Annotated in this window: 11 protein-coding genes; 2 read left to right on the top strand and 9 right to left on the bottom strand. The window is 67.3% G+C overall.

Annotated features, from left to right (window positions below; genetic code table 11):
* Nucleotides 1-142 precede the first annotated feature (142 nt).
* The 5 genes from JK364_RS46360 to JK364_RS46340 form a co-directional block, all read right to left on the bottom strand.
* A complete protein-coding gene (locus JK364_RS46360) occupies nt 143-994 on the bottom strand; it encodes an SMP-30/gluconolactonase/LRE family protein (protein ID WP_201857465.1) in 852 nt (283 codons plus the stop codon).
* Entirely contained in the window at nt 991-1,245 is a 255-nt protein-coding gene (locus tag JK364_RS46355; protein WP_201857464.1) for a hypothetical protein, read from the bottom strand. The genes JK364_RS46360 and JK364_RS46355 overlap by 4 nt, the downstream gene beginning before the upstream one ends.
* A 346-nt stretch (nt 1,246-1,591) precedes the next feature.
* Nucleotides 1,592-2,254, bottom strand: coding sequence for an aldehyde dehydrogenase family protein (locus JK364_RS46350; RefSeq protein ID WP_201857463.1), 663 nt, complete (start codon nt 2,252-2,254; stop codon nt 1,592-1,594).
* Complete coding sequence (locus tag JK364_RS46345) at nt 2,251-3,078, bottom strand: fumarylacetoacetate hydrolase family protein (RefSeq protein ID WP_307841611.1); 828 nt, start codon at nt 3,076-3,078, stop codon at nt 2,251-2,253. Before JK364_RS46345 ends, JK364_RS46350 begins: the two co-directional genes overlap by 4 nt.
* A gap of 77 nt (nt 3,079-3,155) precedes the next feature.
* On the bottom strand, nt 3,156-4,358 hold the full coding sequence (locus JK364_RS46340; RefSeq protein ID WP_230993573.1) for a mandelate racemase/muconate lactonizing enzyme family protein: 1,203 nt from the start codon (nt 4,356-4,358) through the stop codon (nt 3,156-3,158).
* 541 nt (nt 4,359-4,899) lie between these two features.
* On the opposite strand from JK364_RS46340, the gene JK364_RS46335 reads away from it, so the two are divergent.
* Nucleotides 4,900-5,694, top strand: coding sequence for an SDR family NAD(P)-dependent oxidoreductase (locus JK364_RS46335; protein WP_201857462.1), 795 nt, complete (start codon nt 4,900-4,902; stop codon nt 5,692-5,694).
* A 183-nt stretch (nt 5,695-5,877) separates the two neighbouring features.
* Nucleotides 5,878-6,930, top strand: a complete 1,053-nt coding sequence (locus tag JK364_RS46330; RefSeq protein ID WP_201857461.1) for an alcohol dehydrogenase catalytic domain-containing protein — start codon at nt 5,878-5,880, stop codon at nt 6,928-6,930.
* Nucleotides 6,931-7,179: 249 nt separating this feature from the next.
* Here the strand turns inward: JK364_RS46330 and JK364_RS46325 are convergent, their stop codons facing one another.
* The 4 genes from JK364_RS46325 to JK364_RS57795 all read right to left on the bottom strand — a co-directional run bounded on the left by JK364_RS46325 (nt 7,180) and on the right by JK364_RS57795 (nt 14,403).
* Nucleotides 7,180-9,156 carry a right-handed parallel beta-helix repeat-containing protein gene (locus JK364_RS46325; RefSeq protein WP_201857460.1) on the bottom strand — a complete coding sequence of 659 codons (1,977 nt, stop codon included), beginning with the start codon at nt 9,154-9,156 and terminating at the stop codon, nt 7,180-7,182.
* Between the two features lie 267 nt (nt 9,157-9,423).
* Nucleotides 9,424-10,854 carry a sugar porter family MFS transporter gene (locus JK364_RS46320; RefSeq protein ID WP_201857459.1) on the bottom strand — a complete coding sequence of 477 codons (1,431 nt, stop codon included), beginning with the start codon at nt 10,852-10,854 and terminating at the stop codon, nt 9,424-9,426.
* A 1,099-nt stretch (nt 10,855-11,953) separates the two neighbouring features.
* A complete protein-coding gene (locus tag JK364_RS46315) occupies nt 11,954-12,739 on the bottom strand; it encodes a FadR/GntR family transcriptional regulator (protein WP_201857458.1) in 786 nt (261 codons plus the stop codon).
* An 803-nt stretch (nt 12,740-13,542) separates the two neighbouring features.
* Entirely contained in the window at nt 13,543-14,403 is an 861-nt protein-coding gene (locus JK364_RS57795; protein WP_201857457.1) for an AraC family transcriptional regulator, read from the bottom strand.
* Nucleotides 14,404-14,502 lie beyond the last annotated feature (99 nt).

The following is a 14,502-nucleotide window of genomic DNA, read 5'->3' as shown; positions in this document are numbered from 1 at the left end:
TGTCGCCCTCCTGGCTCAGCTGGATGGACGAGCCGGCTTCTCTTGCGCCGCGGCACCCTCCTCGGACTGTTTCACGCTCCGTTACCGCCGAAGGAAAGCCGGACCCGTGGCCGTACCGACCCCGCCGACGCCTCAGATGGTGCTATCCGCTGAACGTGTAGGGAGCGAAGCCGCCCATGTCGGGCGTCGCGACGAATACGGCGCCGGCGGCGATTTCCGGGTGGGTCAGGCCGAAACGTGAAGTGGTGATGCAGAGCTGGGAGTAGTCGGGGCCCACGAAGGTGCAGGCGGTGACTTGTTTGACCGGCACTGCTATCTCGGCGTCGGGTCGTCCTGTGTGGTCGAAGTGCAGCAGCCGCCCGGAGCCGAACATGGCCAGCCAGACGCCGTCGGCCCGGTCGACGGCGATGCCGTCGGGGAACCCCTCGGCTGTGACGTCCGCGAACGGCCGACGCCCGGCGATTTCACCGTCCAGGCCGAGTTCGAGGATGTCGATTCTGTCGGTCAGGCTGTCGACGTAGTAGCCGCGTGTGCCGTCTCGGGTCCAGGCCAGCCCGTTCGAGCAGCCAATGCCCTCGATCGCCTGGACGACGCCTCCGGTGGGATCGAGGCGCCACAGCGCGCCGGCGCCCGGTGTCAGGTCGTAGGCCATCGAGCCGCACCAGAAACGGCCTTGGGGATCGCAGGCTCCGTCATTCATGCGCACGTCCGAGTTGGTCCAGCATTCCAACGTTCCGGTCACCATGAAGTGCTCGTCCACCAGGCAGAAGCCACGTTCCAGGCCGGCCACGAATCCGCCATCGCGGCGTGGCCGAAGGGCGGCGAGGGTTTCGCCGAAGTGCTCGCGGCGATTCTCCTGTCCGCTGGCATCGATCAGGACCGCATCGCCGGCCAGCATGTCGAGCACCGCGAGTCCATGGTGGCCGAGCCAGACCGGCCCTTCACCGTGATGCGTCAGGCTCGTGGTGAACTGTTCGGCTTCGATGCGTTTCATGGCCTCTCCCCCATCGGCTCGTCGGTGAGCACACCATCCACGCGGCGAAGAATCCGGTCCGGGTCGGCGTTGCGAAGCCACGGCGGCAGCGCGTGGTCAGGGACGTTCTGATAGGCGATGGTACGCAGGAAGCGGTTGATGGCATTGGTGCCCACCGATGAGAAGCGGGCATCGCTTGTCGCGGGGTAGGGGCCGCCGTGAAACTGTGTCCAGGTGACGGCGACTCCGGTCGGCCACTCGTCCACCAGCACCCGCCTTCCACACGTTCGGCGAGCGCCGCTACCAGGCATGCGACGTCCTCGTCGGAGCCGCCGTGCACCGTTCCCGTGAGCGAGCCGGGGAGTGCGTGGATCGCCGCTTCGAGCTCGGATTCGGACTCGTAGGTGACCAGTACGGTATTCGGCCCGAAGTGTTCCTGGGCCAGGGCGTCAGGGTCCGCGATCAGTGCCTTCGCGGTGGTCTGCGCGAGAGTGGCGGGCTCGAAGGCACCGGCGTTGCCAGGGGCCGGCTGTCCGTTCGGGACCAGTTCGATCGCGGCGTGGGCGAGGAAGTCTCGCATCGCGGTGCGGTGACGGTCGCGGATGGCAGGGTTGAGCATCACGTCTGCCGGACGGTCGGCGATGAGCGCGGCAAGTCGCTCCGTGATGCTGTTGTCTGCGGGGAGCAGGACCAGGCCGGGCTTGGTGCAGAATTGCCCGGTGCCGAGAAGGAACGGGTCGGCCGGCTCCGCCGCGATCCGGGGGCGCGCTCGCGACTCTCACCCGCCGTCACGATGCCCGGGCAGCCCGCGGCCCACGCGCTTGCCGTGTCTCCGCCGGGCACGCTGAACGCGAACGGGAAGTTGCTCGCGGCGAAGACGAGCACGACGCCGAGTCCGGTGCGGATGGATCGCAGATCGGGGCGCGGCGCCGGCATCCATGACTGGTCGCTGCGGTCGATGGCCGGTTCGAACTTCCGGCCAGTCTCGGCGTGCTCCGCCAGCAGCCGCAGCTGCGTTGTGGTGCGGGCCATCTCACCGGTCAGCCGCTCGTCGGGCAACCCGGTCTCGTGCCTGGCCAACCGCACCAGTTCAGCGGAGCGGTGGTCAAGCGCCGCCGCGACGGCCCTCATCCACCGACCGCGCTCCGCGGCACTCATGGCGCGCAGGACGGGGGCTGCCGCCGAGGCGGCGGCGAGAGCGTCTTCCAGCTCCCGCGGCGTGGTCTCCTCGATCGTGGCCAGGACCGCGCCGTTTATGGGGTTGACACTGGTCACGGTCATTTGGGCAACCCTTCGAACATGTCCCGGTTATCGGTCATGACATTGGACAGGACCCCGACCTGATCGATGGTGACGATGGCCCGGTCCCCGGGGCGCAGTCCCGCACCGAGCGGAGGCACGATGCCGGTTCCGGTGCTCAACACGACGCCATCCGGGAACTGCTCGCCCCGGAACAGCCATTGGACCAGTTCGCCGTAGCCGCGCCTCATGGCGGAAGTCCTTGCCTCGCCGGAGAACACGAGTTCCGCGCCCCGGTACACCGCCACGGTGATGAGCAGGTCCTCAGGTGTGTCGATGGTCCACCACGGCACGATCGCGGTGGACAGCACGCAGCTGCCGGGGAACAACTTCGCCTGCGGCAGATAGATCGGGTTCACCGCCTCGATGCCGCGCGCGGTCAGGTCGTTGCAGACGAGCGCGCCCACGATCTCCGCGTGCCGGTTGAGGACGAGTGCCAGTTCCGGTTCGCACACCGAGTCGTCGCAGTCCGGGCGCAGGCCACCGGGATCGCCGTCGGTGAGCATCCGCCAGGCGGCGGACTTGAAGAACAGCTCCGGTCGGTCCGCCTCGTACACGTGGTGGTAGACCTCCTCGAAGCCGGACTCTTCGGCGCGAGCGGAGCGGGAGAGCTGGTAGGTGACGCCGGCGCCCCACACCTCGGTGCGGCCATCGACCGGCGCGAGGAGCTCGGCCTCTGCAGGATCGACTCGGCGCCCCCTGGACACGGCCTCCTCCGCGGCCCGCCGGATGTCGACGACCTTGCGTTGCAATACCTCCGCCATTGTGGCAAATGGGAGTTCGGCGAGATATTCGTCCTCCTGCACGCCGACCTTCGTCGTCCCGTCCGAAGCACGCCAACGAACAAGCTTCATGGTGACTCCTTGTCTCACGTATACGACGTTCAGGCGGCCTCGAGCCGATTGATCCGCCGCCGGGTCGCCCCGTCCTCACGGAGCCCCGTTTCGAGCTGCAAGCCGAGCCCCGGCTCGTTGGACAGGACCGCCTTCCCCTCGCGGATCCGCGGCAGTCCGGTGACTACCCGCGGGTACCACGTCCGCAGGTACGCGCGAACGGTCTCCTGGAAGAGGGTGTTGGGCTGCGACATCGCCAGGTGGAAGCACGCGGCGAGGGTGATCGGGCCGGTGCAGTCGTGTGGGGCGATGGGTATCGCGAACGCGTCCGCGACGCCGGCCACCTTGCGCGCCTCGGTGATCCCGCCGGTCCACTGCACGTCCAGTGTCGCGTAGGAGATCCGGCCCTGCTGCAGCAAGGGCAGGAAACCGCGTCGGCCCAGCGCCGTCTCACCGAGCGCGATGGGTACCCCGACTTCCTCGCACAGAGCGCCGATCGAGTCGATCGCGTCCGGCCGGATCGGGTCCTCGACCCAGAAGGGCTGGAACGGTTCGAGCGCACGGCAGATCTCAACCGCGGCCCGGCGCGACCACAGGCCGTGCAGCTCAATCATCAGGTCCATATCCAGGCCCACGGCGTCACGGATCTCGCTCACGATGGCCAGGGCTTCGTGCAGTTCCCTCGGGCGGATCCGGGTGCCCGCCGAGGCCTCAGCGGCCCGGTCGAAGGGCCAGATCTTCATGCCGCGCAGCCCCTCTTCATAGAGCTCCTTGGCCAGGGCAGCGGGTCTGCTGAGGAAGGCGTGCAGGTCCTCGTATGTGCCGGCTGCGGAGTCCCCCCAGTTGGCGGAGGTCTGCCGCGACGTTCGCTGGATGTAGTCCGGTCCGGCACAGGTGTTGTAGACGTCTATGGTGTCGCGGACCGGGCCGCCCAGCAGTTGGGCGACGGATTTGCCGGTCCGCTTGCCCAACAGGTCCCAGAGCGCCATGTCGACCGCGCCGTTCCCACGTACCTCGACGCCGCCGCCCTGGAATCCGACGTACGGGGCGAGCAGCGCCGCCACTGCCTCGGGGGCCGGATCCTCTCGGCCGAGGAGCAGCGGCGCGACATGGTCGTGCAGATAGGCCTCGACCGCGGCCGACTGCAAGAAGGAGTCGCCGAGACCGGTCTGGCCGTCATCGGTGTGCAGCACGACGACGCACAAATTGTTCTGGAACTGAGGTCGCAGAGTTTCCAACGCTACGATGCGCATGTACCTCACACGCCTTTCGTTGCTTCGCCGACAGGGCGTTGATGGATCGTCCGAGAACGAAGGATGTCCGGCCAGGCGGCGCGTTCCGTACGCTGGTCGGTGGTGATCCGCAGCGTCGGCGCGCCATGCCCCGGCAGTCCGGGTATGCGGATGCTGAGCCCGTCAAGGCAGGCGCTGGTCTCGCGGCGCGTACGGCGGCCGTTCCGTCGCGCTCCCCGGGGAGATTTGCGATGCCCCTGCGGGGGGCGCGGGGGAAGCTGCCTCGCGGCTGACGACGGCTCACGTGACATTCCAACGCCTGGGCACGCGCCGACAGGAGCGTGCCGAGGGCCCCAGTCCCGGAGAGGATCCGCGCCTCCGGCACGGCAGCGATATCCGCACCCGGAGGTAGATTGGGACCAGAACTGGTAAGACCGGTCATGCCGCAATGTATACTCGGAACCCTGCGGCGGCGTCAAGCACCAGCCGCGGAGTCCCTCACCCGGCGCCAGGTGTCGCGGCGCTCGGTGCCCACCTGGTCCACAGTGATGCGGAGGTTGGCATGGAAGCGGCTTCGAACTCGGGCCCTTGGGGTCTGGCCGGACGTCGTGCGGTCGTCGCCGGTGCGCTCGGCGGGATCGGACAGGTCATTGCCGCGGCGTTCCGGGAAGCGGGCGCGCATGTCCTGCTGACCGACCTGACCGACGCGAGTGCGGCCGTCGAGGCGGTGAACGCGGCAGGCTTCGACCCGAGGATGTACGCGGCATGTGACCTCACCTCGGAGGACGAGGTCCGGGCGCTCTGCGACCGAGCGGCTGAGGCGTTCGGCGGTCTGCCGGACATCGTCTGCGTGCATGCCGGGGTCGTCGGTTCGCATCCCGTCGTCGGCTACCCCATCGAAGCCTTCGACGAGTTGATGAGGGTGAACCTGCGCGGCTCCTTCCTCCTCGCCTCGGAGGCCGCGCGACGCTGGCTCGCAGTTGAAGCGCCAGGGACCTTGGTATTCACCACCAGTTGGGTGCAGGACGTGCCCTGGCCGGACATCGGCCCCTACTCGGCCAGCAAGGCCGCCGTCCGGTCGCTGATGCGCACCTTCGCCCGCGAGCTCGCCCCGCGGGGCATCCGCAGCAACGCGGTGGCGCCGGGCATCGTCGGCGTCGGCATGGCCAGGCGCCAGTGGGACACCGATCCCGCGTACCGGTCCCGCGCGCAGCGCGCGATTCCCCTCGGCCGCCTCCAGACCCCGGAGTCGGTGGCCGACGCGGTGCTCTTCCTGGCCTCGCCGTTGTCCGCTTATATGACGGGCGCCACGCTGCTGGTCGACGGCGGGGCGAGCCTATACCCGATGGACGAGTGAAACGCATCTGGTCTTACCAGTTGAAGAAGTGTAGTCTCCCGATTCGTCACGATCATCCATTCTCGGACCGCGCACGCACCGTGTCCAGACCGAACCAGGTCCACCTGCGCCGCACGCACGACACCGCCGGTCCTCCCCACCGCTGCCCCACGATCGCCGATCCCCGTCGAAAGGCTGCAAGCGATGCTCGCCGCCCGATGGCACGGCCGTTACGACATCCGCGTCGAGGACGTCGTACCGCGCGTGCCCCGTGATGACGAAGTACTGGTCAAGGTCCACTGGTGCGGTATCTGCGGCACCGACCTGGAAGAGTACCGTGCCGGACCGCTCATCATCCCGACTGACGAGCCACACCCGCTCAGCGGTCGGATGGCGCCGTTGACGCTCGGACACGAGGTCGTCGGCGAGGTCGTCCGCGCCGCCCGCGACGGAACCGGCCCCGCTGTGGGGACTCGTGTGGTTCCGGACGTGGTGAATGGCTGCGGACAGTGCTGGTGGTGTCTTCGGCACGAAGAGGGCCTGTGTCCGAGCGTTTGCGTTCCGGGCCAGCAGGACGACGGCGGCCTGGCGCAGTTGATGATCGCGAAAGCCCGGACCTGCGTATCGGTGCCGCCCGGACTGCCGATGGAGACCGCCGTCCTCGCCGAACCGGCTGCCGTGGCGGTCCGCGCGGTCCGCAAAGTACCCGAGATCATCGGCGCCGTCACCCTGGTCGTAGGCGGCGGGACGATCGGCCAGCTCACAGCACAGGCCGTGCTGGCCGCGGGCGCCGCAAGCTGCTGGCTGGTCGACCCGTCGGAGTACCGGCGCCGCTTCGCGGAGGCCCACTCCTCCGTCCGCGCCTGTTCACCCGGCGACCTCGATGCCGCCGTAGCCGACCTCGGTGCGCCAGGGCTTGATGTTGTGTTCGAATGCAGCGGCGCCGACGGACAGTTGACGCGGTCCTTCGACCTCGTACGGCCGGGCGGCCTGGTGGTGGCCGTAGGACTGGGCTCCGGGACACAGCCCGTCCCACTGCCGGCCCTCGTCCTCGGCGAACGCCGGCTCGTCGGCTCCGCGGCCCATCTGTGGGACGCCGACGTCGCCCAGGCTGTGCGGCTGCTGGCCGATGGCCGACTCGACGCCGCAGACATGGTCACCCACCAGATCCCGCTGCAGGATCTGGTGACCGTCGCGCTTCCCCTGCTGTCACAGCCTGACCCCGAGGTCCTGAAGATCGCCATCGACTGCCGTTGACCGCATGATCTGGCGCCCGCACCGTGCCCGGTGCGGGCGCCAGATCATGGCGACCAGCGGATACCCCCTTGTCCGAGGAGCAGCGCACAGGCTGAGGCGCCGGGGTATCGGCGGGCAGGTTGCTGAGCCAAGTGGCCGACGGGCTCGTCGGCGGCGGGCCATTCGATCAGCACGCCCACAGCGGCAAGTTGTCGTTACAGGTGATTTTGCCGTTGGCGTCCGTCGCAGCGCCAGGCCGCTCGGATCCGGCTACGAGGGCCGCCCCCAGGCGTCGGTGCTCGGCACGACTCGCGGCCATACCTTGAACGCCTCCGTACCCCCGGCGCTCTCGAACGGGCCGGGAAACGGCACACTGTTGGCACGTTGGACCCCGAAGAAGTCGCTCGATACTGACATATGCGATCCGTCAGGGTTCGTGAACGTCTGGTCGGGAGTCGGCGCTTTCGCAAGTGTTGCGGTGCTCACGAGTGCTTGCGTCGACCGCCACGACGCGACGCGCGGCACTGCGAGATACCAACCGTCCGACTTCTTCGTGAGTGCAGGCATGTACGCCACCGAGGCAGCGTCCACTCCGCCCTGTTCCTTTTCCGACGGCGTTGCACCCTTGGTGTAGACGTTTGCCTTCATCGTGATTGGACAGGACGCACTTGCGGAATCCCAGACCGAGAGATCGGTCGAGGCGCCGAGGATGTTGTTAATCCACTGCTGACCGCCGAGCGGGATGTCCGCGTTGGCGACTGTCGTCGTTGAGTGCGGCTCCATGTAAGGGGTCTGTCGCTCGTCCGTCTTCGCGAACACGACCCCGGTTAGGAGGTTGTGCGCCCCGGCCACCCCGTCCGACAGGCAGTTGAACCCCCCGGCCGACAACATGACGTTGTTCGCGATGAGCAGCGGACCGTGATCCACCTCGGCAAAGATGTCGCTGTCGGCGTTGTGGTGGAACAGGTTCCGCACGACCTGGGTTCCTTGCGCCATCCAATCCAACCAGATTCCGGCATAGCCTCCGGTGTCGTAGATGTGATTCTCGGCCATGACGACATCGATGGCCCCATGAAGCTTGATGCCGGCCATTTCCGCCCCACCCCAGATCCCTTGGCTGTTGGAGTGGTAGATCTCGTTCCCGGTGATCCTGCTGCCGATCCCGCCGAGAGAGCCCACGATGCCGGTCTGGCCGCAGTGGTGGATCGTGTTGTTCCGGACGACGTGGCCGCCGATGTTCGCGAACGACCAACCGCCCGACTCCTGCGCGTCGGAGATCGTCAAATAGTAGCCCTCCGTCGTGCCGCGCAGGCCGTCGTATTCGTCCGAGTACTTTCCGAGGGCGATGCCACAGCATCTGGAGTAGGCGATCTCGTTGTCCTCGATGACCCATCCCTTGCACCAGTAGGCGCTCACCAGTCCCCACTGTCCCATGGTCGGTGCGCACCAATTCGTCGCGGCATTCCGGAGGGTGAAGCCGCGGATGGTGATGTGGTTGAGGTTGGTCTTGGCCGGCTTGAACGCCGTACCTCGGATGCCGACCTCGACTGTTCCTTTGTTGGGGTCAACCCCGGGGAACTTCGCGGTGAGCGTCGTGTAGCCGCTCTCGTCGTAGCTCGGCTTGTACTTCGGCGCCGTCCCTTCCACGAGACCGTCCACGTCCGACCACCAGGATGCGTTCGGGTTCGAGCTCACCGCATCCAGGCTCGTTGCTTCCGGCAGCCAGGCACCGTCGAGGTACACCATTCCCACGCGATGGATTCGCCCGTTGCCGTCGAACCAGTCGCCATGCACCTGCCAGGCGTAGGGGTTGAACCCGTTGAAGTGCGAATTCTTGATCTTTAGCTGGTAGACATCGCCGGAGACCCGGGTCCAGCTCTTGAAGACATCGGAGCCCGTCACCGTCACCGAAGCCCCGGCGTCGGCCGCGTAGGTGATCCGCATGTCGTCGCTGGTACCGCCCCGCGGCAGGATGACCTCCTCCCGGTAGATCCCGCTACGGACCAGGACGACGTCGCCGGGTTGGGCCTTCTGTGCCGCCGCGTTGATCGTCAGCAATGGTGCGCTGCCCGTTCCGGCCGCTTTGTCACTGCCGCCCTTGGAGACGTAGTAGGTGGTTCCCGTGGCCGCCGCTGCGCTTGAGGTCGCGACCGGCGCGACCCCGGCTGCCGTTCCGGCGCTGACCGCGAGGAACGCCCGGCGCGAGACATCCCGGCGTATGGCGGAGTCCGGATGGAACTCATTCATGCTGAACCCTCCTGTGTGCCACTCATGCAGCCTCGGCACTCCCTGTGCGCTGACCCGCTGTCGTCGTGGCAAACGATGTAGCCGAAGCTGCGGTTTTACCGGTCAGACCACAAATGTAGCCGTGCAGTGTCGACTGTCAATGGTTGCGGAGCCACTGCCGGGTAAACGGCTGCGCTGACCCGCGATCACGCGGCCGGCGCCGTCTCGCCGACGTCGCAGCAGCCCAGCCAAGGACTTCCCTGAGCGTGCGCCAGTTGTTCGCCCCGTCTATGAGCTCATGGCCTCAAGTGACCTGCCCTTCGTCTCCCTCACCCATCTGAGGATGAACGGGATGGACAGCGCGGCGCAGACGGCGTAGATCACGTAAGCGCCCGACAGGCTCCAGTCCGCGAGGCTGGGGAAGGTCACGGTGATGAGCCAGTTGGTGGCCCATACCGCTGCCGCGGCCAAGCCCACGGCCGCGGCCCTGATGCGGTTGGGAAACATCTCGCCGAGCAGCACCCACATCACCACGCCCCAGGAGAGAGCGAAGAACAGCACGAAGGAGTGCGCGGCGATCAGTGCTGTCGTGCCCTGCGCGTCAGGGATGGTGACGCTGCCTCCGGAGCTACTCCTGTAGGAGAAGGCCCAGGCGACGATGGCGAGCGAGATCGCCATGCCGACGGAGCCGATCAGCGCGAGGGGCTTGCGACCGATCCGGTCGACAGCGGCCATCGCGATGGCAGTTCCGATGAGGTTGATGATCGACGTGGTGAACGAGTAGAAGAACGAACTCGACGGGTCGATACCCACCGACTGCCACAGTGACGACGCGTAGTACATGATCACGTTGATGCCGCAGAGCTGCTGAAAGGCGGCGAGGCCGATACCGATCCAGACGATCGGGAGGAGACCGAAGCGTCCGCCGAGCAGGTCCTTGAAGACCGGCTTTCGCTCGTTGGACATGCTCTGCTCAATCTCGGCGATACGGGCGTCCGGATCGGCGGTCGGCCCCTCGACCCGGAGGAGCACCTGCTTGGCGTTGTCGCGCCGGCCGACGGAGATCAGATAGTGCGGCGACTCCGGGATCATGATGGTGAGGATCCCGTAGAGGGCTGAGGGGACCGCCATGATGCCGAGCATCCACTGCCATGCCTCGTGTCCGGCGATCTCACCGCGCTGTTCGCCATTCGCGGCGCTGAGTACGCCCCAGTTGACGAGTTGGGAGACAGCGATACCGATGACGATGCCGGCCTGCTGGAAGGAGGCGAGTTTCCCGCGATGCGCCGGCGGTGAGATCTCCGCGATGTAGGCGGGTCCGATCACCGAAGCCATGCCGATCCCCATCCCGCCCACTACACGCCACGCCACGAGGTCCCACAGCCCGAATGGCAGAGCGGAGCCGACGGCGCTGGCGGTGAACAGTACGGCGGCGATCCGCATGGTGAGGACTCTGCCGATGTGGTCGGCGAGACGCCCCGCGAGGGTTGCGCCTATCACACCGCCGATGAGCGCAGATGCCACCACCTGCGCGAGAGTCCCCGAGCCAATGGTGAAGCGGTCCCGGAGGGCCTCCACAGCGCCGTTGATGACCGCGCTGTCGTATCCGAACAGGAAGCCGCCCATCGCGGCCGCAGCGGCAATGAAGATCACATGGCGTAGACCGCCCGTTGGCGCCCTATGGCCAGAGGTCGGCTTCGTCTTGGCTGTCTCGGTCATGCTGTTTCCTTCGGTTCAGTCCAAAATATCGGACACGCTAGTCGCGGCCCTGCTCTTAGTGCGTAGGGCAGTGAGGCACATGGGACCGTCGGCCTGGCTGGGGTGATGGTCGGGCGATCCGGAATGCCGGCCGTCCACCGCGGAAACCCCCCAAAGTGGGTGCCGCGGTTGCTCCACCAGATCTCGCAGGAGCGTCTCTGGAGGGTGGCTGCCGGATGGGGGCATTTAGGCAAGGCGCCGTCGCGGGCCGAACACCTGCTGGAACTCGGCCGTTGCCGGGCCGCTCGGTGCAATGCCCATGCGGCAGGGTGCCAAGGAGGGGCGAGGACCGTCGCGGTGGCTGACTCCGGCGCTCCAAAGCCGTGACGCACGGCTGATCCGGCAGCCAGATGTTCCGGGTGGACAGGAATTACTCAAGGCGGGTCTTCGGGCGGGGCGCTTTTCTCCTTGGGGACTGGACGGCGGGTGGCCGAAGCGGAAGAGAGTGCGGGCGGGTCTGGCGGGAGCGGCGGGCCGACCCGAGGGCAGGCGGTCGGCGCGCAGGTCTCCCACGTGGCCGGAGTGAACACGTCGTTGCCGATGCCCGGGCAGTTGGGTCCGGGTGTCTGTGCCCGGACAGGAACTGTGGTGCAGATCTGTGCACTGCTGAGGAACACGGCCAACGTGCCTCTCTCTTCGGGACCAGGCCAGCCACACCGATCGGGGAGGAAGAATCACATGCCGGTCTGACCGGTTATACCGCTAGCTCTCTTTCTCCCTGCGCAGTGTCGGTCTGTCAAGGCATCGGCCGCCGTCATTTGCACGTGAATCCTGAACAGGGGCGCTGTGATGACACGCACTCGACGGCCAGGTCCCGGCCACGCCGGGCTGACTGGCAATTCCAGCCCGGTTCTCGCGACGACCGGCAGCAGCACAGCTTGGGCGTCGAATGTTCCGTGACTTCCGTGACTTCCCGGACGTTGCCGCGGTGCGGCAGCTGGGACCACAGCGCGTTCTGCGGACGCCCTGTCGCGTCCGAGATCACTCTGCACGCGGCGGGAGATCGAACCCCCTGGTCACCGACGGAGAGCCTGGTAGTGGCCAGGGCGACCGGAAGGGATCAGCGTCCGTCTGTCAGCTCCTCCTCGAGTCGGGCGACATCGATGCCCCGACCGGCCAGAACGTCCTCCAGCGGAGCGTCCAGGTCGTCGCCATAGAGGTCCAGGGCCAGCCGCAGGTGTTCGGACATGCCGCTCCGGGCCGCCTCCGCGTCCCGCCTGGCGATGCGCTCATAGATGGTCACGTGCCAGGGGTCGGCGGCCCGCAGCACCTCGCTGTCACTCAGGCTGCGCAGCATCAGGCCGTACACAAGCGATCGAATCGCCCCGAACATCACTACGATGACCGGATTACCACTGGCCTGGACCACCGCCTCGTGGAACGCGAGATCCGTACGGGCGAGCTGCCGGAGGGTGCGGGCGGCCTGGTGCCGCTCCAGCGCCGCACGGATCTCTTCGACCTGTTCGTCGCTCCCGTACTGCGCGGCCATCGCAGCCGCCTGGCACTCCAGCATCGTGCGCGCGGTGACAAGCTGGCGCGGCGTCACGCCGGTGCGCTGCGCCAGCCGCGTCAGCGGCCGGGCCAGATCGCTGGCCACCACCCCGCGTACGAATGAGCCACGTCCGGGATAGATCTCGATGTACCCGCGTTCTTGCAGGCCACGGAGCGCTTCGCGGATTACGGGTCGGCTGACGTTGTACTCGGCACACAGCGTCCGCTCGGACGGCAGCCGGTCCCCGACCTTGAGCGCACCGCTCAGGATCCGCTGTTCCAACTGGATCAGCACCTGCTCCTGGCTGACGTACGGCGGCGGTGCGGCGAAGTTCGCCGGGGTATCCGATGTCATGGCGTGCTGACCTCCTCAAGGCTCCCGGGTAAGGATAGACCGGCATGACCACAATCAGCCGGGCGGTTGCGAAGCCTGGGCCGGAGGTGCTCAGCTCAGGGGGCTGCGAAGGCGAGACTGAACCTCGGGAGTGGACGTCGGGCTTCACGCGACGAGTGACGGCGTACGTGACGTGATCTGTCACTGTTCGAATTGGGCTGGTGTAGCGTGGCCGGCGGAGTGGCGAAGCCGCTGGTTGTGTGACCAGCACGAACGGCTTGTGTGACCAGCACGAACGGCCTGATAGCCGGGTCCGAGGACCCGGCATCGAGTCGGACCCGCAGCTGTTTCTCCCCCGAGTACAAGCTGTGCATGGTCGCCGAGTACGAGGCCGCCCCGGGCCGAAGCCGCGGCTGGCCCCGTCCTCAGCCCTGTCGGGCGATGAACGGCCCGCGGTCCTCGAGCTGTGGAACCGCCCGGAGTACGCCGAGCTGCCGCCCGCCCAGGTCTGGGCACGCGAGCTCGATGCCGGGAACGCAGAGCCAGGCGGACGATCTCACCGACACCCTCGGCCGGGCAGGACCGCGCCGCCGAACGGGCGGAGGGTATCCAAGCATCAGTTCCTCGGCCTCCCGGAACGACAGCGGGAAGCTGAGCTATTTCCACCCTGAAGTTGCGGGTCGCGGCCTTGGCGGAGCTTGGTGAGGCAGCGCCGGTTCTTGAGGTCCGCCCGTCACGGCGTGTCCTGCGGCCCCAGGCTGACTTGCGGCGGATATCACAGGAACAGGATCACCGGTTGTGTGTCACCGAGTCAGAAACGCGGCTCAAGAGGGCTTCGCGGCCCGCAAGTGGGCAGCACGGTATTCCGTGGGGCGCACCCCTTTCAGCTCCCGGAAGCGGCGGTTGAAATTCGACAGGTTCTGGTAACCGCTGCGGGCGGCTACCTCCGTGACTGGCAGAGAGGTGTCGGTCAGCAGGGAGCACGCTGTCTCCACGCGGAGCTGATTGACGTAGTCGGTGAGCGTGCAGCCGATGGCGCGCCGGAAGAAGCGGCTAAAAGACGTCGGCGACATGTGTACCAGGGCAGCCACCTTCTCCTGGCACACCGGCTCGGTGTGTGCCTGCTGGAGGTGGCGGCACACGGCGTCGACGCGGTCGCGCATGGTGGTGTTCGGGGCTGTGGTATATCCAGGCCCGGTGATCGGGGTGGCCGTGCTGTCGACGGAAAGGCGGTGCAGCACGTCAAGGAGTCCCACGGTCCGGGCCGCGCCGTCGAGTTGGGGCAGCCGGGCGGCCAGCTCCTGTACCTCGCCCGGGGCGCTGCCGAAGCGCAGGCCGCGGGCGGACCGGGCCAGCAAGCCTTGGAGGGTTCGGAACTGGGGCAGCGCGAAGAACTCCGGGCCGAGGAAGTCGTGCCGGAACTGTGTCACCACTGCCTCAGCTGTTCCCCCCTGCGGCTCAGAGGCGAACGTGTGCGGCAGATCCGGGCCGAGCAGGACGAGGTCGCCGGGGTAGTAGCGCTCCACAGTGGTACCCACATAGCGCGTCCCTGTGCCCTGGGTGATGAGCGTGAGCTCGTACTCCCGGTGGTAGTGCCAGGCGAAGCCAAAGGCGCCCTCGCGGCGAATGAAGCAGGTGAACGAGGTTCCTTCGGATGTTCCCGGGCGCTGGTAGTGCGGTTTCACACGCACACCCTAAGTCAGAGTCGCCGCCCTACGTAAGCGACAACTGCGTACCAGAAACGGATAGCCGCTGCGTGGTATCGCTGTCGTTGCCCTGCGACC

Origin of the sequence: Streptomyces endocoffeicus (assembly GCF_016741935.1) — a bacterium.
Classification (GTDB): Bacteria; Actinomycetota; Actinomycetes; order Streptomycetales; family Streptomycetaceae; genus Streptomyces; species Streptomyces endocoffeicus.
Note: the sequence above shows the minus strand (reverse complement) of the source record. Positions and strands in the feature narration are given on the sequence as shown.